This window comes from Micromonospora sp. NPDC049089 (genome assembly GCF_040648775.1).
Lineage (GTDB): Bacteria > Actinomycetota > Actinomycetes > Mycobacteriales > Micromonosporaceae > Micromonospora.
Window position 1 is genome coordinate 21,137 of record NZ_JBEZEH010000020.1, and the last position, 26,731, is coordinate 47,867.

28 protein-coding genes and 1 pseudogene are annotated in these 26,731 nt (G+C 70.7%); 10 read left to right on the top strand and 19 right to left on the bottom strand.

The genetic code is table 11. The annotated features are described in order from the left end of the window. Nucleotides 1-98 precede the first annotated feature (98 nt). From AB0B48_RS06070 to mqnC, 4 genes and pseudogenes are all read right to left on the bottom strand, one after another. Nucleotides 99-323, bottom strand: coding sequence for a hypothetical protein (locus tag AB0B48_RS06070; protein WP_357196577.1), 225 nt, complete (start codon nt 321-323; stop codon nt 99-101). Between the two features lie 87 nt (nt 324-410). Next, nucleotides 411-1,121 (bottom strand): demethylmenaquinone methyltransferase, encoded by a 711-nt coding sequence (locus tag AB0B48_RS06075; RefSeq protein ID WP_196920656.1) that lies wholly within the window; start codon nt 1,119-1,121, stop codon nt 411-413. A 726-nt stretch (nt 1,122-1,847) separates the two neighbouring features. Further along, a pseudogene (locus tag AB0B48_RS06080) lies at nt 1,848-2,957 on the bottom strand (cell wall anchor protein); the annotation flags it as partial. Nucleotides 2,958-3,331: 374 nt separating this feature from the next. Continuing rightward, nucleotides 3,332-4,522, bottom strand: a complete 1,191-nt coding sequence (mqnC, locus tag AB0B48_RS06085; protein ID WP_355004843.1) for a cyclic dehypoxanthinyl futalosine synthase — start codon at nt 4,520-4,522, stop codon at nt 3,332-3,334. A gap of 177 nt (nt 4,523-4,699) precedes the next feature. On the opposite strand from mqnC, the gene AB0B48_RS06090 reads away from it, so the two are divergent. After that, nucleotides 4,700-5,095 carry a hypothetical protein gene (locus AB0B48_RS06090; protein WP_357196581.1) on the top strand — a complete coding sequence of 132 codons (396 nt, stop codon included), beginning with the start codon at nt 4,700-4,702 and terminating at the stop codon, nt 5,093-5,095. 39 nt (nt 5,096-5,134) lie between these two features. Continuing rightward, nucleotides 5,135-5,662, top strand: coding sequence for a hypothetical protein (locus AB0B48_RS06095; protein ID WP_357196584.1), 528 nt, complete (start codon nt 5,135-5,137; stop codon nt 5,660-5,662). 205 nt (nt 5,663-5,867) lie between these two features. Here AB0B48_RS06095 and paaE read toward each other — a convergent pair whose 3' ends face one another. The 5 genes from paaE to paaA form a co-directional block, all read right to left on the bottom strand. Beyond that, entirely contained in the window at nt 5,868-6,977 is a 1,110-nt protein-coding gene (paaE, locus tag AB0B48_RS06100) for a 1,2-phenylacetyl-CoA epoxidase subunit PaaE (RefSeq protein WP_355004842.1), read from the bottom strand. After that, nucleotides 6,974-7,468, bottom strand: a complete 495-nt coding sequence (gene paaD, locus AB0B48_RS06105; protein WP_357196641.1) for a 1,2-phenylacetyl-CoA epoxidase subunit PaaD — start codon at nt 7,466-7,468, stop codon at nt 6,974-6,976. Before paaD ends, paaE begins: the two co-directional genes overlap by 4 nt. Nucleotides 7,469-7,491: 23 nt before the next feature. After that, nucleotides 7,492-8,217, bottom strand: a complete 726-nt coding sequence (paaC, locus tag AB0B48_RS06110; protein ID WP_357196588.1) for a 1,2-phenylacetyl-CoA epoxidase subunit PaaC — start codon at nt 8,215-8,217, stop codon at nt 7,492-7,494. Between the two features lie 76 nt (nt 8,218-8,293). Then, the gene (paaB, locus tag AB0B48_RS06115; RefSeq protein ID WP_238668904.1) at nt 8,294-8,578 is read right to left on the bottom strand and encodes a 1,2-phenylacetyl-CoA epoxidase subunit PaaB; all 285 of its coding nucleotides are present in this window, start codon (nt 8,576-8,578) and stop codon (nt 8,294-8,296) included. A gap of 32 nt (nt 8,579-8,610) precedes the next feature. Then, entirely contained in the window at nt 8,611-9,687 is a 1,077-nt protein-coding gene (paaA, locus tag AB0B48_RS06120) for a 1,2-phenylacetyl-CoA epoxidase subunit PaaA (RefSeq protein WP_357196590.1), read from the bottom strand. A 371-nt stretch (nt 9,688-10,058) separates the two neighbouring features. Between paaA and AB0B48_RS06125 the strand changes: the two genes are divergently transcribed. Both AB0B48_RS06125 and AB0B48_RS06130 read left to right on the top strand, forming a co-directional pair. After that, nucleotides 10,059-11,048, top strand: a complete 990-nt coding sequence (locus tag AB0B48_RS06125) for a hypothetical protein (RefSeq protein ID WP_357196592.1) — start codon at nt 10,059-10,061, stop codon at nt 11,046-11,048. Continuing rightward, entirely contained in the window at nt 11,048-12,010 is a 963-nt protein-coding gene (locus tag AB0B48_RS06130; protein WP_357196594.1) for a hypothetical protein, read from the top strand. The genes AB0B48_RS06125 and AB0B48_RS06130 overlap by 1 nt, the downstream gene beginning before the upstream one ends. Before the next feature lie 73 nt (nt 12,011-12,083). Here the strand turns inward: AB0B48_RS06130 and AB0B48_RS06135 are convergent, their stop codons facing one another. From AB0B48_RS06135 to AB0B48_RS06145, 3 genes are read right to left on the bottom strand one after another with little or no spacing between them, the layout of a single operon-like run. Beyond that, a complete protein-coding gene (locus tag AB0B48_RS06135; protein ID WP_357196596.1) occupies nt 12,084-12,935 on the bottom strand; it encodes a menaquinone biosynthesis protein in 852 nt (283 codons plus the stop codon). Next, a complete protein-coding gene (locus tag AB0B48_RS06140; RefSeq protein ID WP_357196598.1) occupies nt 12,887-14,317 on the bottom strand; it encodes an MFS transporter in 1,431 nt (476 codons plus the stop codon). The genes AB0B48_RS06135 and AB0B48_RS06140 overlap by 49 nt, the downstream gene beginning before the upstream one ends. A gap of 42 nt (nt 14,318-14,359) precedes the next feature. Further along, a complete protein-coding gene (locus AB0B48_RS06145) occupies nt 14,360-14,944 on the bottom strand; it encodes a winged helix-turn-helix domain-containing protein (RefSeq protein WP_357196601.1) in 585 nt (194 codons plus the stop codon). A 454-nt stretch (nt 14,945-15,398) separates the two neighbouring features. Here AB0B48_RS06145 and AB0B48_RS06150 point away from each other — a divergent pair, with 454 nt between their 5' ends. After that, nucleotides 15,399-17,474: an AAA family ATPase gene (locus tag AB0B48_RS06150; protein WP_357196604.1), complete on the top strand. Its 2,076-nt coding sequence runs from the start codon at nt 15,399-15,401 to the stop codon at nt 17,472-17,474. Here the strand turns inward: AB0B48_RS06150 and AB0B48_RS06155 are convergent. From AB0B48_RS06155 to AB0B48_RS06170, 4 genes are read right to left on the bottom strand one after another with little or no spacing between them, the layout of a single operon-like run. Beyond that, complete coding sequence (locus AB0B48_RS06155; protein ID WP_357196607.1) at nt 17,463-18,074, bottom strand: hypothetical protein; 612 nt, start codon at nt 18,072-18,074, stop codon at nt 17,463-17,465. The genes AB0B48_RS06150 and AB0B48_RS06155 overlap by 12 nt on opposite strands. Continuing rightward, on the bottom strand, nt 18,074-18,418 hold the full coding sequence (locus AB0B48_RS06160; RefSeq protein WP_355004833.1) for a YbaB/EbfC family nucleoid-associated protein: 345 nt from the start codon (nt 18,416-18,418) through the stop codon (nt 18,074-18,076). The genes AB0B48_RS06155 and AB0B48_RS06160 overlap by 1 nt, the downstream gene beginning before the upstream one ends. A gap of 9 nt (nt 18,419-18,427) precedes the next feature. Further along, entirely contained in the window at nt 18,428-19,354 is a 927-nt protein-coding gene (locus tag AB0B48_RS06165; protein ID WP_357196611.1) for a WXG100 family type VII secretion target, read from the bottom strand. Continuing rightward, nucleotides 19,351-19,746: a type VII secretion target gene (locus AB0B48_RS06170; protein WP_357196614.1), complete on the bottom strand. Its 396-nt coding sequence runs from the start codon at nt 19,744-19,746 to the stop codon at nt 19,351-19,353. The genes AB0B48_RS06165 and AB0B48_RS06170 overlap by 4 nt, the downstream gene beginning before the upstream one ends. Nucleotides 19,747-19,882: 136 nt before the next feature. Between AB0B48_RS06170 and AB0B48_RS06175 the strand changes: the two genes are divergently transcribed. The 5 genes from AB0B48_RS06175 (at nt 19,883) to AB0B48_RS06195 (ending at nt 23,406) form a co-directional block, all read left to right on the top strand. Further along, complete coding sequence (locus AB0B48_RS06175) at nt 19,883-20,527, top strand: transporter (RefSeq protein ID WP_357196617.1); 645 nt, start codon at nt 19,883-19,885, stop codon at nt 20,525-20,527. Next, a complete protein-coding gene (locus AB0B48_RS06180; protein ID WP_357196620.1) occupies nt 20,524-20,835 on the top strand; it encodes a transcriptional regulator in 312 nt (103 codons plus the stop codon). The genes AB0B48_RS06175 and AB0B48_RS06180 overlap by 4 nt, the downstream gene beginning before the upstream one ends. Next, nucleotides 20,832-21,800 carry an ABC transporter ATP-binding protein gene (locus AB0B48_RS06185; RefSeq protein WP_357196623.1) on the top strand — a complete coding sequence of 323 codons (969 nt, stop codon included), beginning with the start codon at nt 20,832-20,834 and terminating at the stop codon, nt 21,798-21,800. The genes AB0B48_RS06180 and AB0B48_RS06185 overlap by 4 nt, the downstream gene beginning before the upstream one ends. 10 nt (nt 21,801-21,810) lie before the next feature. After that, entirely contained in the window at nt 21,811-22,548 is a 738-nt protein-coding gene (locus tag AB0B48_RS06190) for an ABC transporter permease (RefSeq protein ID WP_357196626.1), read from the top strand. A 93-nt stretch (nt 22,549-22,641) separates the two neighbouring features. Continuing rightward, nucleotides 22,642-23,406 carry a VOC family protein gene (locus AB0B48_RS06195; RefSeq protein WP_357196629.1) on the top strand — a complete coding sequence of 255 codons (765 nt, stop codon included), beginning with the start codon at nt 22,642-22,644 and terminating at the stop codon, nt 23,404-23,406. A 37-nt stretch (nt 23,407-23,443) separates the two neighbouring features. On the opposite strand, the gene AB0B48_RS06200 is transcribed toward AB0B48_RS06195, so the two are convergent. The 3 genes from AB0B48_RS06200 to AB0B48_RS06210 all read right to left on the bottom strand — a co-directional run bounded on the left by AB0B48_RS06200 (nt 23,444) and on the right by AB0B48_RS06210 (nt 26,383). Continuing rightward, nucleotides 23,444-24,247: an ABC transporter ATP-binding protein gene (locus AB0B48_RS06200; protein ID WP_357196632.1), complete on the bottom strand. Its 804-nt coding sequence runs from the start codon at nt 24,245-24,247 to the stop codon at nt 23,444-23,446. After that, nucleotides 24,244-25,272, bottom strand: coding sequence for an iron ABC transporter permease (locus AB0B48_RS06205; protein ID WP_357196635.1), 1,029 nt, complete (start codon nt 25,270-25,272; stop codon nt 24,244-24,246). The genes AB0B48_RS06200 and AB0B48_RS06205 overlap by 4 nt, the downstream gene beginning before the upstream one ends. 181 nt (nt 25,273-25,453) lie before the next feature. Then, the gene (locus tag AB0B48_RS06210; protein WP_357196638.1) at nt 25,454-26,383 is read right to left on the bottom strand and encodes an ABC transporter substrate-binding protein; all 930 of its coding nucleotides are present in this window, start codon (nt 26,381-26,383) and stop codon (nt 25,454-25,456) included. Nucleotides 26,384-26,731 lie beyond the last annotated feature (348 nt).

Here is a 26,731-nt window from a genome sequence, read left to right on the forward strand (position 1 = left end):
AGACGGGACGAGTGTATGACCGGCGTCATACCAGCGCAGGATCAGGGGTACCTAACTCGCCGATGTGACACCTCACCACCGTCCACAGCGGTCAGGTGTCAGGCCGGGCTGGAGGCGTCCAGGCCCGCATCGACCCGAATTGTCTCCGGTAGATGCTCGCGGAGCGCCCCACCCGCCGCCCGGTCCAGTGCCGCCAGAACCTCGGCGACCACCTGCCGGACCTCCACCGGGTCGGCCCCGGCCAACTGGCGCAACTGGGAGATGAGCTCGGCCGCGTCGTCGTCGGTCGCGGCCACCGGGTCCGCCGGGTCTGCTCCGGTCATGCAATCAAGCGTACCGGGCAAAGTGGACCAAGTCCGATATTTACGGAACCTGAATAATTGTCAGTGCCGGTTGGTGCGGTCCGCCCGCTACTCGCGGATCCCCCGGTGCAGGGCCACCACGCCACCGGTCAGGTTGCGCCACGCCACGCGCCCCCACCCGGCCGCGGCCACCCGGCCGGCCAGCGCGGACTGCGCCGGCCAGGCGCGGACCGACTCGGCGAGATAGACGTACGCCTCGGGGTTGCTCGACACCGTGCGGGCCACCGCCGGCAGCGACCGCATCAGGTACGACAGGTAGACCGTCCGAAAGACCGGATTGACCGGGGTGCTGAACTCGCAGACCACCAGCCGGCCGCCCGGCCGGGTCACCCGGGCCAGCTCACGCAGCGCCGCGTCGGTGTCGTTGACGTTGCGCAGCGCGAAGGAGATGGTCACCGCGTCGAAGCTCGCGTCGGCGAACGGCAGCCGCAGCGCGTCGCCCGCCAGCAGCGGCACCTCGGGCCGGGCCCGTTTGCCGGTGTGCAACATGCCCAGGGACAGGTCGACCCCGACCGCGTACGCCCCGGACTGGGCCAGCTCGCGCGTCGAGACGCCGGTGCCCGCGCCCACGTCCAGCACCCGCTCGCCCGGCCGCAGCCCGAGCGCCGCCCGGGTGGCCCGCCGCCAGGAGCGATCCTGGCCCAGCGAGATCACCGTGTTGGTCAGGTCGTAACGCTCGGCCACGCCGTCGAACATCGCGGCGACCTCGTGCGGCTGCTTGTCCAGACTGGCGCGCTGGCCCTGCGGGGTACGGCTCACCCCCTCACTCTGCCAGCCGCCCGCCAACCGACGTTCGCTGGGTGGGCGGCCCGCACCCCGTACGCGAAAGGGCGGGGTGGTCGCCCACCCCGCCCTCGCGTCGTACCCGCGTCCGTGACACCTCGGTCAGAACGCCTGTCGCCATCGCACCCGTCGCGGTCGCGCCGCTCGTGCGCGCCGCTGGTCAGGACACTGGTGTCAGTCGGTCGACTTCTCGTCCGTCGGCGAGACCAGGACCACCTTGCGGCGACGCGTGAGCACCAGCAGCGCCCCACCCACCAGCAGGATGATCACGCCGATGCCGCCGATCAGGCCAACCTGCACACCGGTCACCGGCAGGCCGCCACCGCCCGAGCCACCACCGGTGGAACCATCACCGGCACCCGGCGAGACGGTCGTGCCCGGCGTCGTCGTACCGCTGGGGATCGGCGTCGGAGTGGCAGTCGCCGTCGGGGTCACCGTCGCGGTCGGAGTGGCCGTCGGCGTCTCCGTTGCGGTCGGGGTCGGGGTCGGCCTAACCGTGGGCGTCTTGGTCGGGGTGACCGTCGGGGTCGGCGTCGCCGTGGGGGTGACCGTCGGCGTCGGGGTCGGCGTCTGCGTCGGCGTCTCGGTCGGGGTGACCGTCGGCGTCGGCGTCTCCGTCGGCGTCGGCGACTCGGTCGGAGTGACCGTCGGCGTCGGCGTCTCCGTCGGGGTCGGCGTCTCCGTCGGGGTGACGGTCGGAGTCGGCGTCGGCGTCTCCGTCGGCGTCGGCGTCTCCGTCGGGGTGACGGTCGGAGTCGGGGTCGGCGTCTCCGTCGGGGTGACCGTCGGCGTCGGCGACTCGGTCGGGGTGGCCGTCGGCGTCGGGTCGACGGTCTGGTCGACGAAGACGTCGAAGATCGCCTGGTTGTCGCCCTCGTCGACCTCGGTGAAGGCCTTCCGCTGGGCGGTGCTGGCCCGTCGTGGCTGCTCCTCGGGCTTGCCCGCTGCCGCGTCCAGGCCGTGCGCCACGAGCTCGCCGACCCGCAGCACGGGCTCGGTGACGTCCTTGCCGACTGTCACCTTGATGTCCGCGGTGTAGTAGTCACCGGGGCGGATCACCGCGCCGTCGTCCTGGCAAAGCGCCTGAACGACACCGAACGTCTGAGTGGTGCACGTGTCGGGCAGGGTGTCGAAGGTGACGCCCGCCGGCAGGGTCAGCACGTAGGCGAGACCGGTGGCCTTGCGGCTGCCGTCGTTGTAGACGGCCCAGTCGACCGGCACCGTCTCGCCCGGCCGCACCGGCCGAAGGTCGGGGTCATCGCCGTTGACGCCGTTCAGCACGACGTTGGCGTTGACGTCCTGCACCCAACTGGTCAGGTCGTACCCGGGCTCGGTGACGGTGATGTCGTGCTCGACCTTGTTGTCTTCCTTGTTGGGGTCCTCGGTGGCCGAGCGGATGGTGACCACCAGGGTGCCCGCGGCGCCCTTGCCACCGGTGGAGAAGATCGGGATACCAAAGTCCTCGCTGGTGCCGGCGGCCAGGTCGCCGAGGCGGCAGGTGAACTTCTTGCCGTTCACCCGACAGCCGTCGGGCACCACGACCCGGACCTTGTTCGTCTTCAGCTTGCTGGTGTCTACCGTGTAACTGACACCCTTGGCGTCTTCCTCGCTCCGGCTGTTATCGACGGAGAACTTGAACGGCTTGCTCTTGGCCTCCGTGACACCCTTGGCCAGGTTGTAGCTGAGCGGCACCAGAGCCAGATCGGCCTGCTCGGCCGCCAGCACTGGGGCGGCCACGGCGGCGATGCCGCCGGCCGCGAGCAGCGCCACGACGCTGGCGCGCACCAGCGTCGAGCGGTGGAACGCTGTCATCAGTCCCCCGGGGGTAGGGAAGGAAGAATGGTTGCGGAACGAGCGGACGCTATCGGAGGCCGATCTTCCACGCCAGCGGGCGGAGCCGTTTTCGTCCGTCCGGCCCAAGCTGCGCAGACAGTACGGGCGGGATGGTCACCCATCCCGCCCGTACTGCCGTGCGTTATATGAACGACCCGCAGCGGGCCGATGGAGGACAGCCTCTTCCGTCGACGGTGGCGACGAATATGAGCCGGGACGCTAGCCGCCGACGATCATCTCCACCAGCCCCAGACCGGAGAGGCTGACGCTGCGGCGGCGGGGACCACCCGTACCGCCGGGGTGACCCGGCGGGAGCATGAGCGTCGATCAGCCGAACGGCCGGGTGTAGACCGTCAGCTGACGTCCACCAGCGGCAGGGATCGGCCCGCGCCTCCGCCGGGCAGCGCGATCGAGGAGAAGTGCGAGACCACCCGCTCGTCGGTCGGGTCGTCGGCCGGCGTGTGGTGCACGGCGAGCCGGTTGTAGAGGGTGTCGCGCTGCGCGGGGATCCGGTCCGCCGAGCGGATCATGCCGATCAGCTCGTGCAGATTGGAGCGGTGCCGGGCACCGGCGGAGGAGATGACGTTCTCCTCCAGCATGATCGACCCGAGGTCGTCCACGCCCATGTGCAGCGAAAGCTGCCCGACGTCCTTGCCGGTGGTCAACCAGGACGCCTGCAGGTGCGGCACGGTCTCGAAGAAGAGCCGGGCCACCGCGACCAGCCGCAGGTATTCCAGGGTGGTCGCCTGGGTGCGGCCCTTCAGGTGGTTGTTCTCCGGCTGGTACGTCCACGGGATGAACGACCGGAAACCGCCGGTGCGGTCCTGCACGTCACGGATCATGCGCAGGTGCTCGATCCGCTCGGCGTGCGTCTCGCCGGTGCCCATCATCATGGTGGCGGTCGACTCGATGCCCTGCCGGTGGGCCAGCTCCATGACCTCCAGCCAGCGCTCGCCCGACTCCTTGAGGGGGGCGATCGCCTTGCGGGGCCGCTCGGGCAGCATCTCCGCGCCGGCGCCGGCGATCGAGTCCAGGCCGGCGGTCTTGATCCGGGCGATGGCCTCGTCCAGGCTCACTCCGGAGACCTTGGCCATGTGCAGGATCTCGCTGGGGCCGATCGAGTGGATGACCAGCTGCGGGTACGCCTGCTTGACCGAGGAGAACAGCTCCTCGTAGTACTCCACGCCGTAGTCCGGGTGGTGCCCGCCCTGGAGCATCACCTGGGTGGCGCCCAGCTCGACCGCCTCGCCGCAGCGGCGCAGGATCTCCTCGGTCGGGTGGGTCCACCCTTCCTTGTGCTTGGGCGCCCGGTAGAACGCGCAGAACTTGCACGCCGTCACGCAGACGTTCGTGTAGTTGATGTTGCGGTCGATCAGGTAGGTGACGACGTTGTCCGGGTAGCGCCGCCGGCGCACCGCGTCCGCCGCCTCGCCCAACGCGTGGAAGGGCGCCTCGGTGTAGAGCAGCAGCGCCTCCTCGGGCGTGATCCGCCCGCCGTCCGCACCGCGCTGCAGGATGTCGTCGATCTCCCGGCTCACCGTCACACCCCGAGCCTACGTCGCCCCCTCGCCTGCCTCTCGGCCCGGTGACATGGATGTGACCCAAGCTGGGTCCCTATTATATTTCGAGATCATCTATAACTTGCTGATACAGCCTTGACAAGATGTTCTGTCGAACGCGAACATTCTCTCCACGGCATCGACGTGCGGGAGAGGTGCGACATGAGCGAGATGGATACCGCTCCGGGCATTGCCGCCCGATGCCGGGCCGACGGCGGGCTAACGGAAGCAACCCTCGGCGAGTTACGGGGAGAGTTGGGCTACCGCAAGCTGGGCCGTTGGGTCCTGGTGGAGATCGCCGACAGGCTCAGGGCGACCGGCCTGGGCTTCTTCCCTCCGGAACGTCTCGACGCCGAACTCAACACTGAGCCACGCCAGTCGCAGACGGTGTGGATCTACGTTCGAGACGGGGGATCCCGGGCACGGGTGATCGACGCTGTGCTTCAGCCTGACAGCTGCGACGTTCGGGCAGAACTCGACGCCATCGACACCAAGCACCTCGAAGCGCTGACTCCCCAACAGAGGCTTGACCGGATCCGGGACATCGTCAACGCCTGACCCGAGCCCTTTGGCCGCCAGAGGAAGGGACCGCGCGCGATGAACGCGCATGTCTTCGTGGACGAAACCAAGGAGCGAGGGCTTCTCGTCGCGGCTGCGGTCGTACTGCCGGCTGACCTGGCTGCTGCCCGGCGGACCATCCGCGACCTGATTCTCCCGGGTCAGCGCCGAATCCACTTCCACAAGGAGAGAGACGATCGACGCCGGCAGATAGTTGCTGCTGTCGTCACGCTGTCTGCTTATGCGGTGATCTTCGATGCGAAGAGACACCGTGACCCGAGGGCGGCACGCGAGGCCTGCCTCATCGAGCTCGTGGAGCACGCAGCGAAGATAGGCGCTGGACGCCTTGTTCTGGAACGTGATGATTCGACGTTGCAAGCCGACCAGCGTCTGCTCTTCGAGCAGGTGAGAAAGTCGGGAATCTCGGGGACCCTTCGTTACGACCACCTGCGAGCGCACGAGGAGTGCCTGCTGGCCATTCCCGACGCACTAGCCTGGTGCTGGGCCAAGGGTGGCCGATGGAAGACATCCGTGCAACGGATCGTCAGTGAGTCTCGGCAGGTCTGACAACGCCCAAAAACGCGAGACCCGGCCCACCCACCGTCCGGAAGGCTGCCGGGTCCACTTCCAAGGAGCTAATGCTCCTGGCAGTAGCAGGCTACCTCTGCCCGTCTCCGACGGGCAAGGAATTGGGCCGTTCCGTGGAACACCCAACGGCGAGTCTCACAAGAGAGGCTGTCCACCCGCTCAGGCAGCTCTCTCTGAAGCACTCTCAGGCGTCGTAGTCGACAGTGAGCCTGTCGGTGGTCGGGCTGGACTGGCAGGTCAGCACGTAGCCGGCGGCCAGTTCGTCGGGCTCCAGTGCGTAGTTGCGGGCCATCGTGACCGCGCCGTCCACGACCTTCGCCTTGCAGGTCGAGCAGACGCCACCCTTGCAGGCGTACGGCAGCTCACCTCGCACCTTCAGCGCGGCGTCCAGCACCCGTTCCTCGCGGCCCATGGTGAAGCTCGACGACCGGCCGTCCAGCACGATGGTCACCTCGGCCCCGGCGCCCGCCTGGTCGACCGGTCGGCGCACCGGCTCCGGTGGCGTGTCGACGTGGAACAGCTCGGTGTGCACCGCCGACTCGGGCAGCCCGCGTGCGGTCAGCACGTCCCGGACGTCGACCACCATGCCGTACGGGCCGCAGAGGAACCACTCCTCAATCAGGTCGCCCGGCACGATGGTGCCCAGCAACCGGCCCAGCCGCTCGGCGTCGATCCGACCGGAGAGCAGCGGCGACTCGCCCTGTTCCCTGGAAAGGACGTGCACCAGGTGCAGCCGGGTGGGGTAACGGTCCTTCAGGTCGGCCAGTTCCTCGGCGAACATCACGGTGTTCGCCGTGCGGTTGCCGTACACCAGGGTGAAGGTGCTGGCCGGCTCGACGGCCAGGGCGGTCGCGACCAGCCCGAGCACCGGGGTGATGCCGGAGCCGGCGACGACCGCGCCGTAGTGCCGCGCCCGGTCCGGCGCGAACGCCGTGGTGAAGGTGCCCAGCGGCGGCAGCACCTCCACGGTGTCGCCGCCGCGCAGCGCCCCGCACGCGAACGCCGAGAAGGCGCCGCCGGGGATCTCCCGCACCCCGATCCGCAACCGGCCGTGCCGGGCGAGGTCGTCGGGGGTGGAGCAGATCGAGTACGACCGGCGCACGTCCGTGCCGTCCTCTGCGGCTCGCCGCACGGTGAGGTGCTGGCCGGCGCGGAACGCGAAGGTTTCCCGCAGTTCTTCGGGTACGGCGAAGGTCACCGCCACGGAGTCGTCGGTGAGCCGGTCGACGGCGGCGACGGACAACGGGTGGAAGACCGGCCGGCGGCGAACCGGGCGGGTGATGGTGACAGTCACAGCGCCTTCAGGTGGTCGAAGGGTTCGGAGCAGGAACGGCACCGCCACAACGCCTTGCACGCTGTGGAACCGAACCGGCTGACCTGCTCGGTCTCGGGTGAACCGCACTGCGGGCAGCGGACCGCGAGCGTCAGGGACACGACGCCGGCGGCGGGCACCGGGGCCGGCGGGGCGATCCCGGCGGCGGCGAGCTTGGCCCGCCCACCCTCGGAGATCCAGTCGGTGCTCCACGGTGGGCTGTAGACGGTCTGGACCTGCGCGTCCGGGTGGCCGGCGGCGGCGAGCGCGCGGCGGATGTCGGCCCGGATCACGTCCATCGCCGGGCAGCCGGTGTAGGTCGGGGTGATGGTGACGATCACCCGGCCACTGGCCGGATCCTCCTCGACCGCCCGCAGGATGCCCAGCTCGTCGATGGTGATGACCCGGATCTCCGGGTCCACGACGCTGGCGGCGGCCTCCCGTGCGCTCGCCCTGCCGGCGCGGTCAGCGATAGCCGGGCTCGCGCTCGGCGCGCTCACCACTTCGCTCCCGGGTGGGCGCGGTGCAACACCTGCATCTCGGCGAGCAGGTAGGCCAGGTGCTCGGTGTGCACACCGGCCCGCCCACCGGCCGGGGCCCAGGAACCGCCCGGCTGGGTGAGCGTCGCCTCGGCCAGCACCGGGCCGACGACCTCGTCGAACGAGGACCGCAGGGTGGCCGGATTGACCGGAGCCGCCGGGTCCGCGGCGAACAGCTCGTGGGTGTACGGCCACACCTGGTCGACGGCAGCCTGCATCCGACGATGCGACTCCTCGGTGCCGTCACCGAGCCGCTTCACCCACAGCGCGCCGTGGTCCAGGTGGTACGCCGACTCCTTGCGCGCCTTCGCGCCGATCGCGGCCAACCGCTCGTCCGCGCAGCCGGCCAGCGCCGTGTACAACGGCAGTTGGTACGCCGCCAGGAAGAACAGCTTCGCCATCGTCACCGCGAAGTCGTCGTTGGGCAGCTCGACCAGTAGCGCGTTGCGGAACTCGCGGTCGTCGCGCAGGTACGCCAGCGCGTCCTCGTCGCGGCCGGCGCCCTCCAACTCGCCGGCGTACGACAGCAGCAGCCGCGCCGCCCCGAGCTGGTCGAGGGCGATGTTCGCGAGCGCGATGTCCTCTTCCATCTCCGGCGCGCGGGTGGTCCACTCGGCCAGCCGCTGGGCCGCGATCAACGCGTCGTCGGCGAGCGAGATGGTGAAGTCGAAGGGCCCGTTCACGCCGTCACCTCGCTGCGCTCGGCGACGACGCGAAGCGCCACGTTGCTGTGCTGGCTGGTTCGCTCGCTCCGCTCGCTCACAGGTGGGCCACCCCGTCCGGCACCTCGTAGAAGGTGGGATGGCGGTAGACCTTGTCGGCGGCCGGGTCGAAGAAGGCGTCCTTCTCGTCCGGGCTGGACGCGGTGATCGCACCGGCCGGCACCACCCAGATCGACACACCCTCCTGGCGGCGGGTGTAGAGGTCCCGGGCGTTGCGCAGGGCAAGCTCGGCGTCGGGCGCGTGCAGGCTGCCGACGTGCGTGTGCGACAGCCCACGCCGGGCCCGCACGAAGACCTCCCACAAAGGTGAATGACTCGTCATGCCGGGTTGTCCGGCTTGCTCGCTACGCTCGCTCACGCGGCCACCGTCTCCTTCTGTCCCGCCCGCTTCGCGGCGTACGCCGCGGCGGCCTCGCGTACCCAGGAGCCGTCGGCGTGCGCGGCCCGGCGGTGGGCCATCCGCTCCCGGTTGCACGGCCCGTCGCCCGAGATCACCTGCTTCAGCTCGTCATAGTCCGGCTGGGTGTAGTCGTACGCCTGCCGCTCGTCGTTCCAGCGCAGGTCAGCATCGGGGATGCGCAGCCCGAGGATCTCGGCCTGCTGGACGCACATGTCGACGAAGCGTTGGCGCAGATCGTCGTTCGAGAAGCGCTTGATCTTCCAGGCCATCGACTGGGCGGAGTGCGTGGAGTCGCCGTCCGGCGGGCCGAACATGGCCAGCGACGGGTACCACCAACGGTCCACCGCGTCCTGGGCCATCGCCTGCTGCGCGGGGGTGCCGTGCGCCAGGGTGTGCAGGATCTCGTAGCCCTGCCGCTGGTGGAACGACTCCTCCTTGCAGACCCGGATCATCGCGCGGGCGTACGGGCCGTAGGAGCAGCGGCAGAGCGGGACCTGGTTGACGATCGCCGCGCCGTCCACCAACCACCCGATGGCGCCCACGTCGGCCCAGCTCAGAGTGGGGTAGTTGAAGATCGAGCTGTACTTCTGGCGGCCGTCGAGCAGCAGCTGGACCAGCTCGTCGCGGCTGATGCCGAGGGTCTCGGCGGCGGCGTAGAGGTAGAGGCCGTGACCCGCCTCGTCCTGCACCTTGGCCAGCAGGATCGCCTTGCGCTTGAGCGACGGCGCCCGACTGATCCAGTTGCCCTCCGGCTGCATGCCGATGATCTCGGAGTGGGCGTGCTGGGCGATCTGCCGGATCAGCGTCCGCCGGTACGCGTCGGGCATCCAGTCGCGGGGCTCGACCTTCTGCTCGGCGTCGACGACCTCCGCGAAGTACGCCGCCAGGTCCTCGTCCGGCGCGGGTCCGCCACGCCGCCCGCGCGCCGCCGCTGCGCGCAGCTCGGCCTCGGCGGCCTCGACCTCGCCCAGCAGGCCGCCGGGCGCCTCGTCGGTGGCGCCGTCCGGGGCGGAGAAGTCGTTGCCATACATGAGGCTAAGTGTTACAGCTTGCGCCTCGTTGCACCAGGGGGTGTAACAGGAATCCGGGCATCCCATCTGTGAGCGGATGAGCGCTTTGCGCTACCTGGGGACCGCTGCGTCGCCGTGACCTAGGCCACGAAACAAAGATGAATCACTGCAAAAACCTCATACCGGCCCCATATCCCGCCTTTATCCCAGGTTGCCTAGTGTCGAACCCTGGCGGTCCGTCGGTCCGGACGTAGACTTCTGCCGGACAACCGATCGGCTGCCGACGTCGACATCTCCACAGAGGCCACCTCCCCCGGCCTCGGCGATCGCACCCGACTCGTCCCGACGACAAGCCGGTCCCCCCGGCCCTGACACCTGGAGTTCACCCACTCATGCGATCTCGCGTGACCCTGGTGCTCGCCATCACGGCGGTCGTGCTCGGCGGCGTCCTACTGGTCCCCACCGCGTACGCCCGGCTCGCCAGCGACAACAGCGGCGGAGGCGGTGGAGGCGGCACGTCGAGCGTGGCCGCGCCCGCGCCCACTCCACCACCGCCGCCCACCCTGGCCGCCGGCCCGGTGTCGGTGAGCTTCAAGGGTGAGTTCTTCTCGTGGGCCCTGCTGGACCGGAAGACGGGCAAGATCTCCGGGTCGCCGAACATGACCGCGACCAGCTCCACCGAGTCGATGATCAAGGCGTGGATCGTCTCCGACTACCTGCGACAGCTCGGCGACAGGGAGCCGCCCGCAGCGTTGAAGGAGGCGGCTCGACTCGCCATCATCGACAGCAACGACGGAGCGGCCAACAAGGTCCACGCCGCTGCGGGTGGCTCCTACAAGCCCTCGTCCAGCAGCGTCCCCGACGCGGTGATCCAGCGGGCGATCAAGATCTGTGGGCTGACCGACACCAAGCGCGGCAACGTCAAGCCGTACACCGGCTTCTGGAGTTTCACCCGGATGTCCCCCCGCGACGCGGTTCGCGTCGGCGACTGCATCGCCGACGGTAAGGCTGCCGGCCCGAAGTGGACCAAGTGGGTGTTGGACCAGATGAGCAAGGTGAGGGGTACCACCGCGGCCAAGGACCAGAAACCCTCGTCCGGTGGTGGCCGCTGGGGGATCATCGACGGTCTACCCAAGTCGATCACCTCCCAGGGCCCGGTCAGCATCAAGAACGGCTGGACCCCCATCTACGGCGACGGCGACTGGCACGTCAACTGCCTCGCCGTCACCAGCAAGTGGAGCCTCGCGGTGATGCTGCGCTACCCGATCAGGACCGGTCTGGACTACGGCGCGAAGGTCTGCGCCAGTGTGGCCACCCAACTGGTCACCCCGCAGCCGGGCGCCGCGCTCAAGGTGCCGCAGCAGCCGGTCGGAAAGCTCTGATGGCCGGCAACCGCCGAGTCGACCGCCGCAACGGCGGCGAGGCCTCCCCGGTTCGGCTGATCGCCGTCGCGGTCATCCTCATCGGGCTGGTCCTGGTGTCGCTGCGACTGCTGCCCGGGTCGCCGTTCGAGTCGTCCGCCGCGGCCCAGTGGGGCGACGCGGGCTCCGGCACCAGCGACCGCCCCACCGGCTCCGGCACCGACCGCAGCGCCCGCCAGCCGTCCTCGCCGTCGCCGAAGCCCAGCCCGTCGCTGGAGCCGCTGCCGTTCGTTGCCAAGGACCTCGACCTGAACATCGAGGGCTGGTATTCCTGGAGCGTCCTCGACCGCCGAACCGGAAAGATCATCGGTTCGAAGAACATGGGCGAGACCAGCACGACCGCCTCGATGATCAAGGCCTGGATCGTCGCTGACTACCTACGTCGCGCGGCCGACGCCGGCCAGACCCCGAGCGACGCGAAGCTCGCCGACGCGACGCGGATCATCCGGGACAGCGACAACACCCGGGCCGAACAGTTCTACAACCAGGTCGACCGGGAAGCGTCGATCAAGCGGCTCATCTCCATGTGCAAGTTGACCGACAGCAGCGTCGCCCCCGACAAGGGTTGGAGCCGGACGGCGCTCTCCCCCCGGGACACCGCTCGGATGGGCAACTGCATCGTCACCGGCACGGCCGCCGGGCCGAAGTGGACCAAGTGGCTGCTCAACGAGATGAAACTGGTTCGCGGAGCCGGCGACTTCGGCATCCGCAAGGCCTTCCCGGCCTCCGAGCAGAAGAAGATCGCCATCAAGAACGGGTGGATCGACCGGACCAAGGAGCAGGAGATGCACATCAACTGCCTGGCCATCGGTGACACCTGGACGATGGGCGTGATGGTCAAATACCCGATCAACATGGGCTACGACTACGGCATGAAGAACTGCGAGAAGATCACCGAGGCGCTGCTCCGACCCGGCACCTGAGCTGCCTGGCAGCTCGCCGCTTTGCCCGGTCGGCTGGCAGCTCGGCGCTCTGCCGGGCCCGGCTTGGCGGCGGTCAGCCGGCGAAGAACTCCGGGCCGCCGTCCGGCAGCGCCGGGGCCTCGCCGATGGCGGCGGCCCGACGGGCCCACTCGCGCAGCCCGGTGACCTGCCGCTCGCCGAGGGAAAAGTCGAGAGTCCGGAAGTACGTGGCCAGCGTCTCCGCGTCGAAGGCCTCCCAGCGGGCAGCCGCCTCGGCGACCTGGTCCAACTCTGCCAGGCAGAGATCCCGCGAGCGCAGGAAGGCCTCGTGCACCTCCTTCACCAGGCCCGGGTGGGCGGCGGCGAAGTCGCGGCGGACCGCCCAGACGGCGAAGACCATCGGCAGCCCGGTCCATTCCCGCCACGCCTGCCCGAGGTCGGTGACAGTGAGGCCCTTCTGCGGTGCCTCGTAGTACGCCCGCAGCGCCACGTCCCCGATCAGCACGGCGGCGTCGGCCTCCAGCAGCATCTGGGTCAGGTCCGGCGGGCAGCGGAAGTACTCGGGTCGCACGTTGTACTGCTCGGCGAGTAGCAGCTGGGCCGTCATCACCCCGGTCCGCGATGTCGAGCCGAGCGCCACCCGGGCGCCGTCCAGCTCGGCGAGCGGCCGGGTGGAGACCATGTTGACCGAGAGCACCGGCCCGTCACTGCCCACCGCCAGGTCCGGCAGGAGCAGCAACTCGTCGGCGTGCTTCAGATACTCCAACAGCGTGATCGGGCCGATGTCGAGGTCGCCGGCGACCAGCGCCGCGCTCAACCGGTCCGGCGAGTCCTTGTGCAGGTCGACGTCGAGCAGGGCACCGGAGCGCATCAGACCCCAGTAGATCGGCAGGCAGTTCAGGAACTGGATGTGCCCGACCCGCGGGCGTGCGATGCGCTCAGCCATGGCCCGACCGTATCCCCGGCCGCCGGCTCCGGCTCGGCGGGCCGGCCCGGAGTGGCCAAGCCCGCACTTGACGACCGTCGTGCCGCCCCGGCTAAGACCGGCACGAAGGCCAGCACCACCAGCAGCCCGACCACACCGGCACCGGCGATCAGCGGCCGAGGCGGAACGACCGCGAGCAACGCCCCGCCGATCAGAAAGCCCGCCATCGAGCCACCCTGCACCGCCGCGCCGTAGCTGGCGTACGCCCGCGCGCGCATCGCCTCCGGTACCCGCCGAGCGGTGAGCAGGTTGGCGAAGACGTTCTCGCCACCGTTGGCCGCACCACCCACCAGCCAGAGCGGCACCAGCACACCTGCCGCCGGCACCGTCGCCGCCAGCAACACCATCAGGCTGCACACGGCCAGAGTGGCCAGCACCCCCCGTACCAACGCGCCGTCGTCGTCGAGCCGCCTGGCAAGTCGTACGGCAAGCCAGGTCCCCGGCAGCATGCCGGCCATCCATGCGGCGCTGACCAGGCCGTACGTGGTCGCCGAGCCTCCCAGGGTCTCGCGGATGAAGAAGACCTCGATCACGTTGATGCCGCCGATCGCCGCGATCACCACGGCAGTGCTCACCACCATGACGAGCATCAACGGATCGCGGCGCAGCCGCCAGCCGACCTCCGTACCCCCCGGGGTTGGCACACCGCCCGAAACGGCCGGGCTGCTGACGGCGGCGGCCCGGCTGGCGGCGGTCTCGCTGCTCACGACGGCCTTGCTGGCTGCGGTCTCGCTCGCCATGGCCTTGCTGGCTGCGGCGGCGGACCGCTGGCCGCCGCGTCGGGTCCGCAGGAGGAGGCCCGCGACCACGAGCGCCAGGTAGGTCGCGGCATCGAGAAGCAGCGGTACGCGAGTGCCGAACTGTCCCACCAGCAGGCCGGCCAGCACCGGGCCGCCGAGCGCACCGAGCGATACGGCGGTCTGGCTGATCGCGCTGGCTCGCGGCAGGTCAGCCGGGCGGACCATCGCCGGAAGCAGCGCGGCCAGGCAGGGTTGGGTGACCGCGAGCCCGCAGGCCAGCAGGGCGACGAGCCCTACCACCAGGACCGGTTGCTCGACGACGGCAAGGAGCGCGCAGATTGCGGCCTGGCCGAACCCGATGGTCACCAGCAGGGTACGGCTGTCCGTCCGGTCGGCGAGTCTGCCCGCGAGTGGGGCGAGCACCACCAGGGGCAGGGTGGCGGCCAGCAGCAGCCCCGACACGGCCAGCCCACCGGCACCGGCACCCTGCAGCGCCAGCGCCAGCGCGGTCGCGGCGAGGAAGTCGCCGCAGATCGTGGTGCCCCGAGCGGCGGCGGCGAGCCAGACGTCCGACCAGCGCGACTCATCAGTTGTGAAGGACATACTTCGAAAATAATCCTTCACAACTGATTCATGCAAGCCCGGCTATGCCAACGGGACCGTCCGGTACTGCACCGCGACAGTGCGCGCCCCCGGCGGTGCGCCACCCTGCCGCCGCCGCGGGTGATACGGCCGGAGCAGCGCCAGCACCGCATCGTTCAACTCGGCCAACTCGTCGGCGGTGAGCAGCACCAGCGTGTCGGTGAACAGGGCCGTGTCGTACCACTCGGCCGGCTCGTCCCCGGCACGCCGCAACCAGTCCCGAGTCCGCTCCATGGCCCGGACCGCATGCGCCTCCACCAGCGCCTGCTCAGCCGCACGCGCCTCAGGCCCGGCATCACGACCCGCCTCGACCAGCACACTCACGCTCGGCACACGCCACAAACGCTCGCGCGCGTCCCCCCGGCTCGGCGCCTGCTCAACCAGGCCGAACTTCGCCAGCGCCCGCAGGTGGTAGCTGGTCGCGCTCGGCGACAGCCCGACGATCTCGGCACATTCGGTGGCAGTCCCACCACTCTCGCGACTGTTCAGGTACTCCATGATCGCGATCCGGGCCGGATGGGCCATCGCCCGCATCACCTGGGGGTCGCTGATCGTCATCCGGCGCGAATCGGAGCGGGCCTCGGTCATACCCCCATGATCCCGGCAGCCTCCCCAACCTGCCATCACCCCCCGCGTCCCGCCCGGGCCACCGCGCGTCCGCCACGCCGTCCCTGCCGTCTCTGACGCAGCAAGCCGCGTGTCCCCGTGATCGACTCGGCTTCCTTAAAACCGGGGCGTTGCACCAGCCCAGAGACCGCGACTTCCTGAAAGCCGAGTCGATCACCGGCGTGGCGGCGGTCAACGCATGAGAAGCGCGGGGCGGGGCGTGATCGCCCAGCGACAGCCGACCGGGCGACACGCCGTCTCGGACGGGTGGTCGCGTCGGTAATTCGATGGCTGTGGCGGGTTGGGAAGCGTAGGGTTGCAGGCCGCTTGACGGCCGAGGTGAGCTGCACCGGAACGGACGTCTTCGCGCCGGGCGGGCGGCCATCCGCCCCCGGACACGCGAGCGCGCAGCAGATGTGAACGATGGGACGTCAGCATGCCCGCACTTGACACCGACACCGATACCGGCCTCGACGCGGACCTGGCCGCCGAACGCGCACACCTCAGCACCTCGCGGGCGGCACTGGGTCGGATGCGGGAGCGGGCCCAGTCTCTCTTCGCCACCGGTGACCAGGTGGCCGGCGACGCGTACGCGGCCGAGACGCTCGGCCGCACCCTGGCCCGCCGGGTCGCCGAGCTGGCCGACGACCCGACCACCCCGCTCTTCTTCGGCCGCCTCGACTTCGCCGACGAGCCGACCGCGTCTGACACCAACGGCGATCATCACGGTCGGCGGTATCACGTGGGGCGGCGGCATGTCACCGATGATCGTGGTGAGCCGTTGGTGCTGGACTGGCGGGCACCGGTCTCCCGGTCGTTCTACCGGGCCAGTGTGCGGGATCCGCAGGGGGTGGCGGTTCGGCGACGGTTCGGGTTCAGCAATGGTGTGCTGACGAGCTTCGAGGATGAGCGGCTGGATCGGGGCGAAGAGCTCGGTACGACCAGTCGGATCCTCACCGCCGAGATCGAGCGTCCACGCGTCGGGCCGATGCGGGACATCGTCGCCACGATCCAGCCGGAGCAGGACGAGCTGGTCCGGGCTGATCTCGCCGACTCGATCTGCGTGCAGGGCGCGCCGGGTACGGGGAAGACGGCTGTCGGTCTGCACCGGGCCGCGTACCTGCTCTACCTGCACCGGGAGCGGTTGCGGCGGGCGGGTGTGTTGATCGTCGGGCCGAACCGGGCGTTCCTGTCGTACATCGCGGCGGTGCTGCCGGCGCTCGGTGAGGTCGAGGTCGAGCAGGCCACCGTGGAGGAGTTGATTTCCCGAGTGGCGGTTCGGGCGGTCGAGGCGCCGGAGGTGGCCGCGCTCAAACACGACGTACGGATGGCGAGCGTGCTGCGACGCGCCGTGCAGGCGCAGATCGGCACTCCGACCGAGTCGATCACCGTGTCGGACAGCTCGTTCCGCTGGCGCATCGGGGTGGAGCCGTTGCACCGGATCGTCGAGGAGACCCGCCGGGAGGGGCTGCCGTACGGCACGGGTCGGGAACGTGTCCAGGCGCGGGTGGTGAGTCTGCTGCAACGGCAGGCCGAGGCGCGGCGTGCGGAGTCGCCCAGCGATGCCTGGCTGCGCCGGATGAGCCGCTGCCGGCCGGTGCTCGACTTCCTGGACGCGGTCTGGCCGTCACTCACCCCGGAAGGGCTGGTGCACGGCCTGTTCTCCGATCCGGACCGGCTCGCCGCCGCAGCGGACGGGCTGCTCAGCGACGCTGAGCAGGCGCAGTTGACGTGGGTGAAGCCGGCCCGCACGCCGAAGGCGACCCGTTGGACCGCTGCCGACGCGGTGCTGATCGACGAGGCGACCGGGCTGCTGGAACGGCTCTCCGGGTTCGGGCACGTGGTGGTGGACGAGGCGCAGGACCTCTCCCCGATGCAGTGTCGGGCCATCGCTCGGCGCAGTGAGCACGGCTCGGTCACGCTCCTCGGTGACCTCGCCCAGGGCACCGCGCCGTGGGCGGCGACGGACTGGAGGGAATCTCTCGCCCATCTGGGCAAGCCGGACGCGGTGGTGGTCCCGTTGACCATCGGGTTCCGGGTGCCGGCCGCAGTCGTCGCATTCGCGAACCTGCTGCTCCCGGCGCTCGCGGTGGACGTACCGCCGGCTGAGTCGCTGCGCCACGACGGCGGCCTGGACGTGCGTACGGTGACCGACCTGACCTCGGCGACGGTGGCCGAGGTGCGCGCGGCGCTCGCGCACGACGGATCGGTCGGGGTGATCGCCGCGGACGACGCGGTCGACGGCCTGCGCGCGGCGCTGGCCGAGGCCGGTGTCGAGACCGCGACCGCCGACGACGTGGCGGCCGCGGAGCGGGTTACGGTGGTGCCGGCGACGCTGGTCAAGGGCCTGGAGTACGACCATGTGGTGGTGGTCGAGCCGGCCGCCATCGTCGCGGCCGAGCCGCGCGGGCTGCACCGGTTGTACGTGGTGCTCACCCGGGCGGTGTCCCGGCTGGCGGTGCTGCACGTTGCGCCGCTGCCCGCCCCGCTCGACGGTGGCTCAGCCAGCTGACAGGGCTGCCGCGACCTCCCGCAGCGGGCGGCTGGAGTCGGCCAGCGGCACGTGGAACGACAGCCACGACCCGTCGGCAAAGTCGATCCGCAGCCGTTTCCAGTTCAACCGGTACCTGCCGACCCGGGCGGCGACGGTCGCGCGCGGGACGGACCCGAGCAGTTCGATGTCGGCCTGCGCCTGTTCGTCCGCCGTCGAGCTGGAGAGCAGGCCGACGGGTGCTGTCGCGCCGAGCAGCAGCCGCTGGTCGGTGACCCCCAGCACGAGGGTCCGGAGGCCGGGGCCCTTCGCCGCCGCGGTCAGGGCGTGGTGCAGCACGGATGCCTGGGAATCCGGGTCACCTCGACCTCCGACCCCGAAGAAGAGCCAGTCGACGGCGTTGTCTGCCCGGCCGAAGGTGATGTTCGGGGACAGCACGTTGAGCAGGACACCCAGGAAGCCCGGCCCACCCGTGGCGGGTGGTGTCGACGGCTGCGAAGGAGGCGCCGGCGTCAGCCCGCCGCCCGTTCGCACCTGGGCCACCGCGCACACCTGCTCCCCGGCCGCCAGCAGTCGGGTGATCCCCTCGACGTACCGTGTCTGGCTCCCGTCGGTCGTCATCAGTGTCCCTCGTAGTCGGCGGACCGGCGCGGACCGGCGCCTGCGTCGCCGATGACCTCCCCGACCAACTCCCGGACGCGGGCCGCGGCGGCTTCCTGCGCCCGGTTGGCGGCTGCGGTGAACTCCTCGGCCAGGCTGTAGGAGTCCAGTCGCATCGCCCGCGCGTTCAGCTCCGAAGAAAGGATCTTGCCGTCGGCCGCGGCGGTGACCCGCACCAGACCGGAGTCGCTCACACCCTCGGCGCTGGTCTGCTCCAGCTCCGCCATCCGATCGGCGAGTTGCCGCTGCCATCCGTCGAGGTTGCGAGCCAGCGCCTCAATGCGGTCCAGGGCGGGGAAGGTCATGGCTGCCTTTCAGTTCACGATGGAGTCGAAGACATTCTGCACACCCGCGGTATACGGGCCCAGGTCCTCGCTGTACGTGCCGTCCACCAGGTAGTTGCGGTCCTTCTGCCCGTCGGAGATGTCGTGCAGGCCCACGCCGGTGTCCAGCAGAGCGCCGCCGAACCCGGGGATGTTGACCGGCGAGACCTGGTTGATGACGAACTTGCCCGGGAAGAGGGTCTTGAACTTCTCGACCTGGAAGGCACGCCCCTCGGGCGTCCAGCCGCCCTTGCTGAGCAGCTTGTACTGCTTCTTTCGCTTCTTGATCTCCATGACGGTCTCCGCGTACTTGCGGAGCTGCCCGGCGACCTTGCCCAGCCGGGCGGCGAGGCGGGTGAGCACCTCGGCGAACCGAGCGACGATCTTGACCATCCGACCCACCGTGGTGGCCAGCCGGGCCAGCACCCGGACCACCGTGGCGGCCAACGAGACGCCGGCGCTCAGCGCCGCGGCCACCGCCGCAATGATCACCTCGGTGAGGAACCAGAGCAGGAACTCAAGGATCAGCTCGACCAGCAGATTGAACGCGTCCACCGCCGCGTTCGCCGCCTCGACCAGCACGTCCTTGGTGCCGTCGAGCCCCTGGGCCAGCTCCTCGATCGCCGCCTCGACCGACTCCATGGAGGCGTGGAAGCCCTCGGCCGCGTCGCCCGACCAGGCGCCACGCAGGCGGGCCCGGTCGGCGATCTGGTCGCCGGCGATTTCCCGTACCGCCGCGCCGGTGTCCAGGCAGAGCTGCGCGGCCCGCATCAGGTCGTCCGGTTCGCCGGCGACCAACTCCAACAGCTGCTCGAACGGCCAGAGCACCGCGTTGGAGAGCGGTTTGAAGGGCTCGGGCGTGCCCGAGACGATTTGCTCGAAGTAGGTCTTGTTGCGCTGCAACGCCTCGGTGCTCACGCCGGCACCGAACCGGTCGGAGCGCCGTTGCCACCCGACCAGGGGCCGGGTGCGATGAGGTCGGGAGCGGGCGGGCGGCCGGGCACGAAGAGGTCGGTGTTGGCCACGTCGGTGCCGGTGTAGGCAGCGGCGGTGTCGGTGAGCCCTTCGGCGATGTCCGCCATCATCTCGGCGCCGTCGGCCAGCCCTTGAAGGCACGCCTCGAACTGCTCGGCGTACGTCGCCGCGAGGTTGAAGGACGCCGGCATCACCCCGAAGGCGTGCCGTGGCACATGCCCGTCGCCGAAGGCGCGGTGCAGTTCGCGGAAACGGGCCGCCCGATCCTTGGACCCGGCGGCGAACGCCGTCAGAGCCTCCGGCTGGACCTCCAGCTCATTGCTCGGGCTTGACACGAACCCTCCCCTGTGGCCTGTGCGACGGATCAGTCGTCACGACTGAACCACCATAGGCAATGCTCGCCGGCATCGGGGGGTCCCGTCGGCGATGACGGGGTCACCCCGCTCGACTTTGTGTCGTAAAGTAGTTTGCGTGGACCTCGACGATGATTCACCACCCACTGACGCCGCGGCGGCGCTCCGGCTGATCCAGGACCAGCGGTCAGCGACGGCACGCCAGCTCGACCCCGACGCCCGCCTGCTCTACTGGCCGTGGGGTGTCGCCTGGCTTGTCGGTTTCGGGCTGTTCTTCCTGCGATTCCCCCCGGGTGACCGGGCGCTGGTAGCACTGCCGAGCTGGCTGCCGCTGACCGTCCTCTTCGTACTGCTCGCGGCCGCCGGAGCAACCCAGGCGGTGGTCAGCATGCGGGCCTACGGCCAGGTGACCGGCGACTCCGCCCGGCGCGGCAAGTGGTACGGGTACGCCTGGGCGCTCGGAACGGTCAGCGTCTACGCAGGGCTGGGCCGGATCTCCGAACACCTGCCGCACGACCTGGCGGCGCTGCTCTGGTCGGCGACCGCCGTCGGGCTGACCGGTGCGCTGCACATGGCCGGCGGGGCGGTCTGGCTGGACCAGGACCTGTTCCGGCTGGGCGTCTGGATCAGCGTGATCAACCTGGTCGGGGCGTTCGCCGGGCCGGGCTGGCACCCGCTCATCGTGGCGCTGGCCGGCGGTGGCGGAATGCTGGTGGCCGGCGCGCTCGCCCGGCGGCGGCAGCGACAGCGACAGCAGCCGTGACCGAGCTGGATCCGGTCATTCACGCACAGGCCCGGCTGCGGGTGGTGGCAAGCCTCTCCGCCCTCAACGACGGCGACAAGATCGCGTTCCCGCGCTTGCAGGAGCTGCTCGCGATGACCGCCGGCAACCTCTCGGTGCATCTGCGCAAGCTCGAGGACGCCGGCTACGTGGAGATCAGCAAGACCCACCGTGGACGCACCCCCGCGACCCTGGTCCGGCTCAGCCGGCGAGGCCGGCTGGCGTTCGAGGAGTACACCGAGTCGATTCGTGCCCTGCTCGACCCCACCCCGTCGAAGGAGCAGTCATGACCCTCGCCCGCGCCGACCAGGCCAGCCGCCGGTACGGCGACGTTCTCGCGCTCGACCGCGTCGACCTGGAAGTCAAGGCCGGTGAGCTGGTCGGCCTGCTCGGGCCGAACGGCGCCGGCAAGAGCACCCTGATGAACCTGCTGGTGGGCCTGCGCCGTCCCAGCTCGGGGCGGGTCGAGCTGTTCGGTGGCGACCCCCGCGACCCGGCGAGCCGGCGGCAGATCGGGGTCACCCCGCAGGAGACCGGCCTGCCCGGCACGCTCCGCGTCGGAGAGGTCGTCGACTTCGTCTCCGCGCACTACCCGGACCCGGTGCCCCGCGGTGAACTGCTCGACCAGTTCGGCCTGGGTGACCTCGCCCGACGGCAGACCGGGGGCCTCTCCGGGGGGCAGCGTCGGCGGTTGGCGGTGGCGTTGGCGTTCGTCGGCCGACCCCGGTTGGTGCTGCTCGACGAACCGACCACGGGCCTGGACGTGGCCGCCCGGCACACCCTGTGGGAAGCGATCCGGGCTTTTCACGCCGACGGCGGCACAGTGCTGTTGAGCAGCCACTACCTGGAGGAGGTGGAGGCGCTCGCGCACCGGGTGGTGGTCATCGGGCAGGGCCGGGTGCTCGCCGACGACACGGTGGACGCGGTGCGCGGCATCGTCGGCGTACGGCGGGTCAGCCTGGTCGCCGACCACCTGCCCGACCTGCCCGGGGTGGTGCGCACCGAACGGGTCGACGGTCGGCTGCACCTGCTCACCACCGACGCCGACGAACTGGTCCGAGCGCTTGTCACGGCCCGGACCCCGTTCACCGACCTGGAGGTACGGCCGACCTCGCTGGAGGAGGCGTTCCTCGCCATCACCAGCGGCGACGCGCCCACCGGGACCGCGCCCGGCGGCGACGCGCCCACCGGGGACGCGCCCACCAGCGCCGGCCGACCCACCGCCGCTGCCGGCGGCCTACCCACCACCGTCTGAGGAGGCGACCGTGCAGCTCGCCCTGGTCCACGCCCGCTACCAACTCCTGGAGATCATCCGGATTCCGGTGGCCGTCTTCGGCAGCGCCTTCTTCCCGGCCGCCGCCATGATCTTCTTCGTGGTGCCCTTCGCCGGTGACGATCAGGTCGGTGCCACCTACGCCACCGCGTCGATGATTACCTTCTCGGTGATGAGCGCCAACATCTTCCAGTACGGCGTCGGTGTCGCCGAGGACCGCGACCAGCCCTGGAACCCGTACACCCGGACGTTGCCGGCCGGGCCGGCGCCCCGGTTCGCGGGCCGCGTGCTGGCCGGCCTGGCGCTGACCTACCTGTCGCTGATCCCGGTCGTGGTGATCGGCGCGACGCTGACCGCGGCCCAGATCACCCCGGCGGCGTTCCTGCTGACCGTCGGCACCGTGGCCGTCATCTCGGTGCCGTTCACGCTGATGGGGCTCGCCATCGGCTACTCGCTGCCGAGCAAGGCGGCGATCGTGGTGGCGCAGGTGGTCTTCCTTCCGCTGGCGTTCGGTGGCGGCCTGCTCTCCGCGCCAGGCGACGCGCCCGGGTTCATCGAGACGATCGCGCCGTACCTGCCGACCCGGGGCGCTGCCGAACTGATGTGGGCGTCGGTGGCCGACTACGACGTGCAGCCGCTGGCACTGATCATGCTCGGTGTCTGGGTGGTGTTGCTCGCCGCGCTCGCCGGTTGGGCGTACCGACGGGACGAGGGTCGCCGGTTCAGCTGACGATTCGTCCGTTTCCGCCCCGGGCTGCAGCGGGACGGTGCCAGGATTCCGGCAGGGGGCCGCCGTGGCCGCCGGGCCGAAAGGGGTCTTGACGTGAGCACCGTCCCGCCGGGTACGCCCTGCTGGGCCGACCTGGCCACCCCGGACCTGACCGACGCGCGGCGTTTCTACCCGGAGCTGTTCGGTTGGACCGGCCGGGTCACCCCGGAACCCGAGGCGGGCGGCTACACGGTCTTCCTGCTCGACGGCAAGCCGGTGGCCGGCGCCGGCCCGCCCGCGATCCCGGACCAGATCCCGATCTGGTCGACCTACCTCGCCACCGACGACGCCGAGCTGGTCGCCGGGCGGGTCGAACGGGCCGGCGGGCAGGTCGTCGTCCCACCGTTCGAGGTCTTCGACAGGGGCTGGATGGCGGTCTTCGCCGACCCGGCCGGTGCCACGTTCAGCGTCTGGCAGCCGCTGACCATGGCCGGTGCCGAGGTGTTCAACGTGCCCGGCGCGATGAGCTGGAACGAGCTGGTCACCCCCGACCCCGAGGGCGCGAAGGTCTTCTACGAGCTGGTGTTCGGCTGGCAGCCCGACGACCAGGCGGTGGGCGCGATGACGTACACCGGGTGGCGGCTCGGGACGCAGATCGTCGCCGGGATGATGCCGCCGCTGGCCGACGACTTCCCGGCCGACCTGCCCGCGTACTGGACTGTGTACTTCGCGGTTGCCGACGCGGACGCCGCCGCGGCCCGCGCCGCCGAGCTGGGCGGAACGATCCTGGTCCCGCCCCGCGACATCCCCGCGGGCCGCTTCGCCGCCCTCCGCGACCCCCAGGGCGCCCTCTTCTCCGTCATCGACCTGGGCCCCTGACCCAGCGCCCGCGTGCTCAGGGCCGGGTGGCGCGTGCTCAGGGGCGGGTGGGGCGGACGGGGACCACCAGGGGGCCGTGGGAGCCGGGGACCACCCGGACGCTGGCCCGGTAGTGGGTGGCGAGCAGCTCCTCGGTCAGCACCTCGGTCGGAGTTCCGGCGGCCACCACCTGACCGGCGGCGAGCATCACCATCCGGTCGGCGTACTCCCCGGCCAGGGAGAGGTCGTGCATCGTGGCCAGGACGGTCAGGCCGTGCTCGCGGCGCAGCTGGTCGACGAGTTCGAGCACGTCCTGCTGGTGGCCGATGTCGAGCGCGCTGGTCGGCTCGTCGAGCAGCAGCAGCGTCGCGCCCTGGGCGAGCGCGCGGGCGAGGAACACCCGCTGCCGTTCGCCGCCGGAGAGGGTGGCCAGTTCGCGACGGTGGAAGCCGGCGAGGTCCAACCGCCCCAGCACCTCGTGCACGGCGTCGACGTCGGCTGTCGACTCCCGGCCCAGGGTCGGGATGTACGGGGTGCGGCCGAGCAGCACGTAGTCCAGCACCGACATGCCGGGCGGCACCACCGGGGACTGCGCCACAGTGGCCACTATCCGGGCGCGGTCCCGACGGCGCAGCGCGGCACTCGGCGTACCGAAGAGAGTGATCGCCTTCGGCGCGGGCAGCAGGCCGCCGACGGCGCGTAACAGGGTGGATTTGCCGGCGCCGTTCGGGCCGATCACGGTGACCCACTCGCCGACGGCGACGGTGAGGTCGACGCCGGTCAGGATCGGCGTGCCACCGAGGTCGACGTGCAACTCGCGCACCTCGACGGCCGGCGTGCCGGCGGCGGGTTCGTGGCTCACGTGAGCGCTCGCCGGGCGGTTCGCAGCACGAGGACGAAGAACGGGCCGCCCAGCAGGGCGGTCACCACTCCGATGGGCAGCTCGGACGGAGCGGCGGCGGTGCGGGCCACCACATCGGTCAGCGCCAGGAACGCGCCGCCGAACAGCAGTGACATCGGCAGGATCACCCGGTAGCTGGACCCGGCGAGCAGCCGGACGGTGTGCGGCACGATGATGCCGACGAAGCCGATCAGGCCGGTCGCGGAGACCGCCGCGGCGGTGCCCAGCGAGGCGGCGGCGATCAACAGGTATCGGGTGCGCTGCGGGTGCAGGCCCAGACTTCTCGCCTCGTCGTCGCCGACCGCGAGGACGTCCAGCTCGCGGCGGTGCAGCAGCACCACAACGGTGGTCAGCGCGGCGTACGGCAGCACCAGCAGCACGTCGTGCCAACCGGCGGTGGCGAGCCGGCCGAGCAACCAGGAGTACACCGGCTGGATGGTGTCGGCGTTGCGTTGCAGGAGGTACGTCTGCCCGGCGGAGAGGAACGCGGAGACCGCCACCCCGGCCAGGATCAGCATGGCCGGTGACCCGCGTCGCCCACCGGCCGCGCCAAGCACGTAGGTCATCGTGACGGCGAGCAGCGAACCGGCGAACGCGGCCAGCGGAATGGTCATCGGTAACCCGGAGAGCGTGCCCTGCCGGCCGGCGCCGCCGAGGGCGATCGCCGCGGTGACCGCGAGGCCGGCGCCGGCGGCCACACCGAGCAGGTACGGGTCGGCCAGCGGGTTGCGGAACACGCCCTGGTAGCAACCACCGGCGAGGGCGAGCAGACCGCCGACGAGCAGGCCCAGCACCACCCGGGGCAGGCGCAGCTCGGTGACGATCGCGATCTCACGTTCGGTCAGCCCGCTGTCGAGGTGCACCCCGGGAAGCAGGTTGAGCAGCTCGGCGGCAACGCTGCCCGGGGGCAGGCTCACCGGGCCGAGCGATACCCCGACGACGAGCGCGACGAGCACCGCCACCAGGCCCGCGACCAGCCACCGCATGCGCAGCCCCGCGGGCCGGGCCCCGGACGGCAGCCCGGCGGGCCGGGCCGTGGACCGCAGCCCGGCGGGCCGGGCCGTGGCATGTGGCTCGGCCCGCGGGGATGACGGCGGCGGCTCGGTCGGCTGACCGGTTGGTGCCGGATCGGACACCTGTCGCGGCCCGGTCACCGACGGACGACGGTCACGCGGGCACCTTGGCGACCGCGTCGACGATGACCCGGAGCAGGTCCACTACCCGTGGGCCCCAGCGGGAGGCGATGTCGTCGTCGAGGGCGACGACCTGGTTGTTCTTCACCGCGGTGAGGCCGGCCCAGCCACTGCGCGCCTTGACCGTGTCGGCGCTCTGCTGGCAGCACTTGGCATCGGCCAGGAAGACGAAGTCCGGGTCGGCCTTGACGATGATCTCCTGGGACAGCTGCGGGTAGCCGAAGTTCTTACCGTCCGCGTCGGCCGGGTCGGCGATGTTGGTCAGGCCGGCCTGGCTGTAGAGCGAGCCGATGAAGGTCTTGCTGGTGGCGCTGTACAGCTCCGGGCCCAGCTCGTGGAAGTAGGTGAGCTTCTCGGCGCGCTGCGGCAGGTCCTTGACCAGCTTGGCGATGTCGTCCTTCATCCGGGTGGCGACGTCGGTGGCCTGGTCGGCGTGACCGGTCAGCGTGCCCAGCTCGGTGATCTGCCGGTACGAGTCGTCGAGCGTGACCGCCGCCGGGGTCTGGTACACCGGAATCTTCAGCTTGCCGAGCTGCTCAACGATCTTGTTGCGGTCGTCGGAGAGAACCACCAGGTCAGGGTTCTTGCCGGCGATCGCCTCGGCGTTGGGCTGGAAGGCGGAGAGGTCGGTCTTGGGCGCGTCGGCCGGATAGTTCGACTGGTCGTCGACGGCGGTCACCTGCGGGCCGGCACCGATCGCGAAGAGCATCTCGGTGGCGGTGGGCGACAGCACGACGATCTTCTCGGGGCGCTTGTCGAGGGTGAGCGCGCCGACGGTGACCGGGTACGCGGCGGCAGCGGTGCCGGCGCTCGGCTTGTCATCGGTCTTCTCGGCGCAGGCGCCGAGGGCGAGCGCGGCGACCGCGAGGGTCGCCGCGAAGATCCGAGGGGTACGTCTGTTCATAGGGGCCTCCTGTCGGTCGAGGAGTGTGGTGCTTCGCCGACAGGGACTTTCGTACGCCCGCCCACGAGGCGCCCTTCCTCGAGAGCGCGTTTCGCGACCGATCCGTAGGCGACCTGGCTCGTCCCCACCGACCGGTGGGGCATCACAGTTGCGGGACAGCGCCGGGATGAGCACCGGCTTCGCTGCGGACTGGTCGCTAAGACGGTAGCGCACCGCCGGGACGTGCCATATCGATCAAGGGCCGATCAGCATCGGTCGATCGCCGAGCCTTGGCGCACGAGGGGTTTGTCCCGGATCTGGAGGCTCAGGAGCGGGTGGTGGGGCCCCGCCGGGGCGGGACGGGGCCCC

Bases quoted from the DNA above. Each gene is read 5' to 3' on its own strand.
- paaA (WP_357196590.1), bottom strand. From the start codon at position 9,687: ATGTATGGCAACGACTTCTCCGCCCCGGACGGCGCCACCGACGAGGCG.
- AB0B48_RS06145 (WP_357196601.1), bottom strand. From the start codon at position 14,944: ATGACCGAGGCCCGCTCCGATTCGCGCCGGATGACGATCAGCGACCCC.
- AB0B48_RS06125 (WP_357196592.1), top strand. From the start codon at position 10,059: ATGCGATCTCGCGTGACCCTGGTGCTCGCCATCACGGCGGTCGTGCTC.
- AB0B48_RS06185 (WP_357196623.1), top strand. From the start codon at position 20,832: ATGACCCTCGCCCGCGCCGACCAGGCCAGCCGCCGGTACGGCGACGTT.
- AB0B48_RS06140 (WP_357196598.1), bottom strand. From the start codon at position 14,317: ATGTCCTTCACAACTGATGAGTCGCGCTGGTCGGACGTCTGGCTCGCC.
- AB0B48_RS06155 (WP_357196607.1), bottom strand. From the start codon at position 18,074: ATGACGACCGACGGGAGCCAGACACGGTACGTCGAGGGGATCACCCGA.
- AB0B48_RS06135 (WP_357196596.1), bottom strand. From the start codon at position 12,935: ATGGCTGAGCGCATCGCACGCCCGCGGGTCGGGCACATCCAGTTCCTG.
- paaB (WP_238668904.1), bottom strand. From the start codon at position 8,578: ATGACGAGTCATTCACCTTTGTGGGAGGTCTTCGTGCGGGCCCGGCGT.
- AB0B48_RS06160 (WP_355004833.1), bottom strand. From the start codon at position 18,418: ATGACCTTCCCCGCCCTGGACCGCATTGAGGCGCTGGCTCGCAACCTC.
- AB0B48_RS06210 (WP_357196638.1), bottom strand. From the start codon at position 26,383: ATGAACAGACGTACCCCTCGGATCTTCGCGGCGACCCTCGCGGTCGCC.
- AB0B48_RS06150 (WP_357196604.1), top strand. From the start codon at position 15,399: ATGCCCGCACTTGACACCGACACCGATACCGGCCTCGACGCGGACCTG.
- AB0B48_RS06095 (WP_357196584.1), top strand. From the start codon at position 5,135: ATGAACGCGCATGTCTTCGTGGACGAAACCAAGGAGCGAGGGCTTCTC.
- AB0B48_RS06130 (WP_357196594.1), top strand. From the start codon at position 11,048: ATGGCCGGCAACCGCCGAGTCGACCGCCGCAACGGCGGCGAGGCCTCC.
- AB0B48_RS06205 (WP_357196635.1), bottom strand. From the start codon at position 25,272: ATGCGGTGGCTGGTCGCGGGCCTGGTGGCGGTGCTCGTCGCGCTCGTC.
- AB0B48_RS06090 (WP_357196581.1), top strand. From the start codon at position 4,700: ATGAGCGAGATGGATACCGCTCCGGGCATTGCCGCCCGATGCCGGGCC.
- AB0B48_RS06070 (WP_357196577.1), bottom strand. From the start codon at position 323: ATGACCGGAGCAGACCCGGCGGACCCGGTGGCCGCGACCGACGACGAC.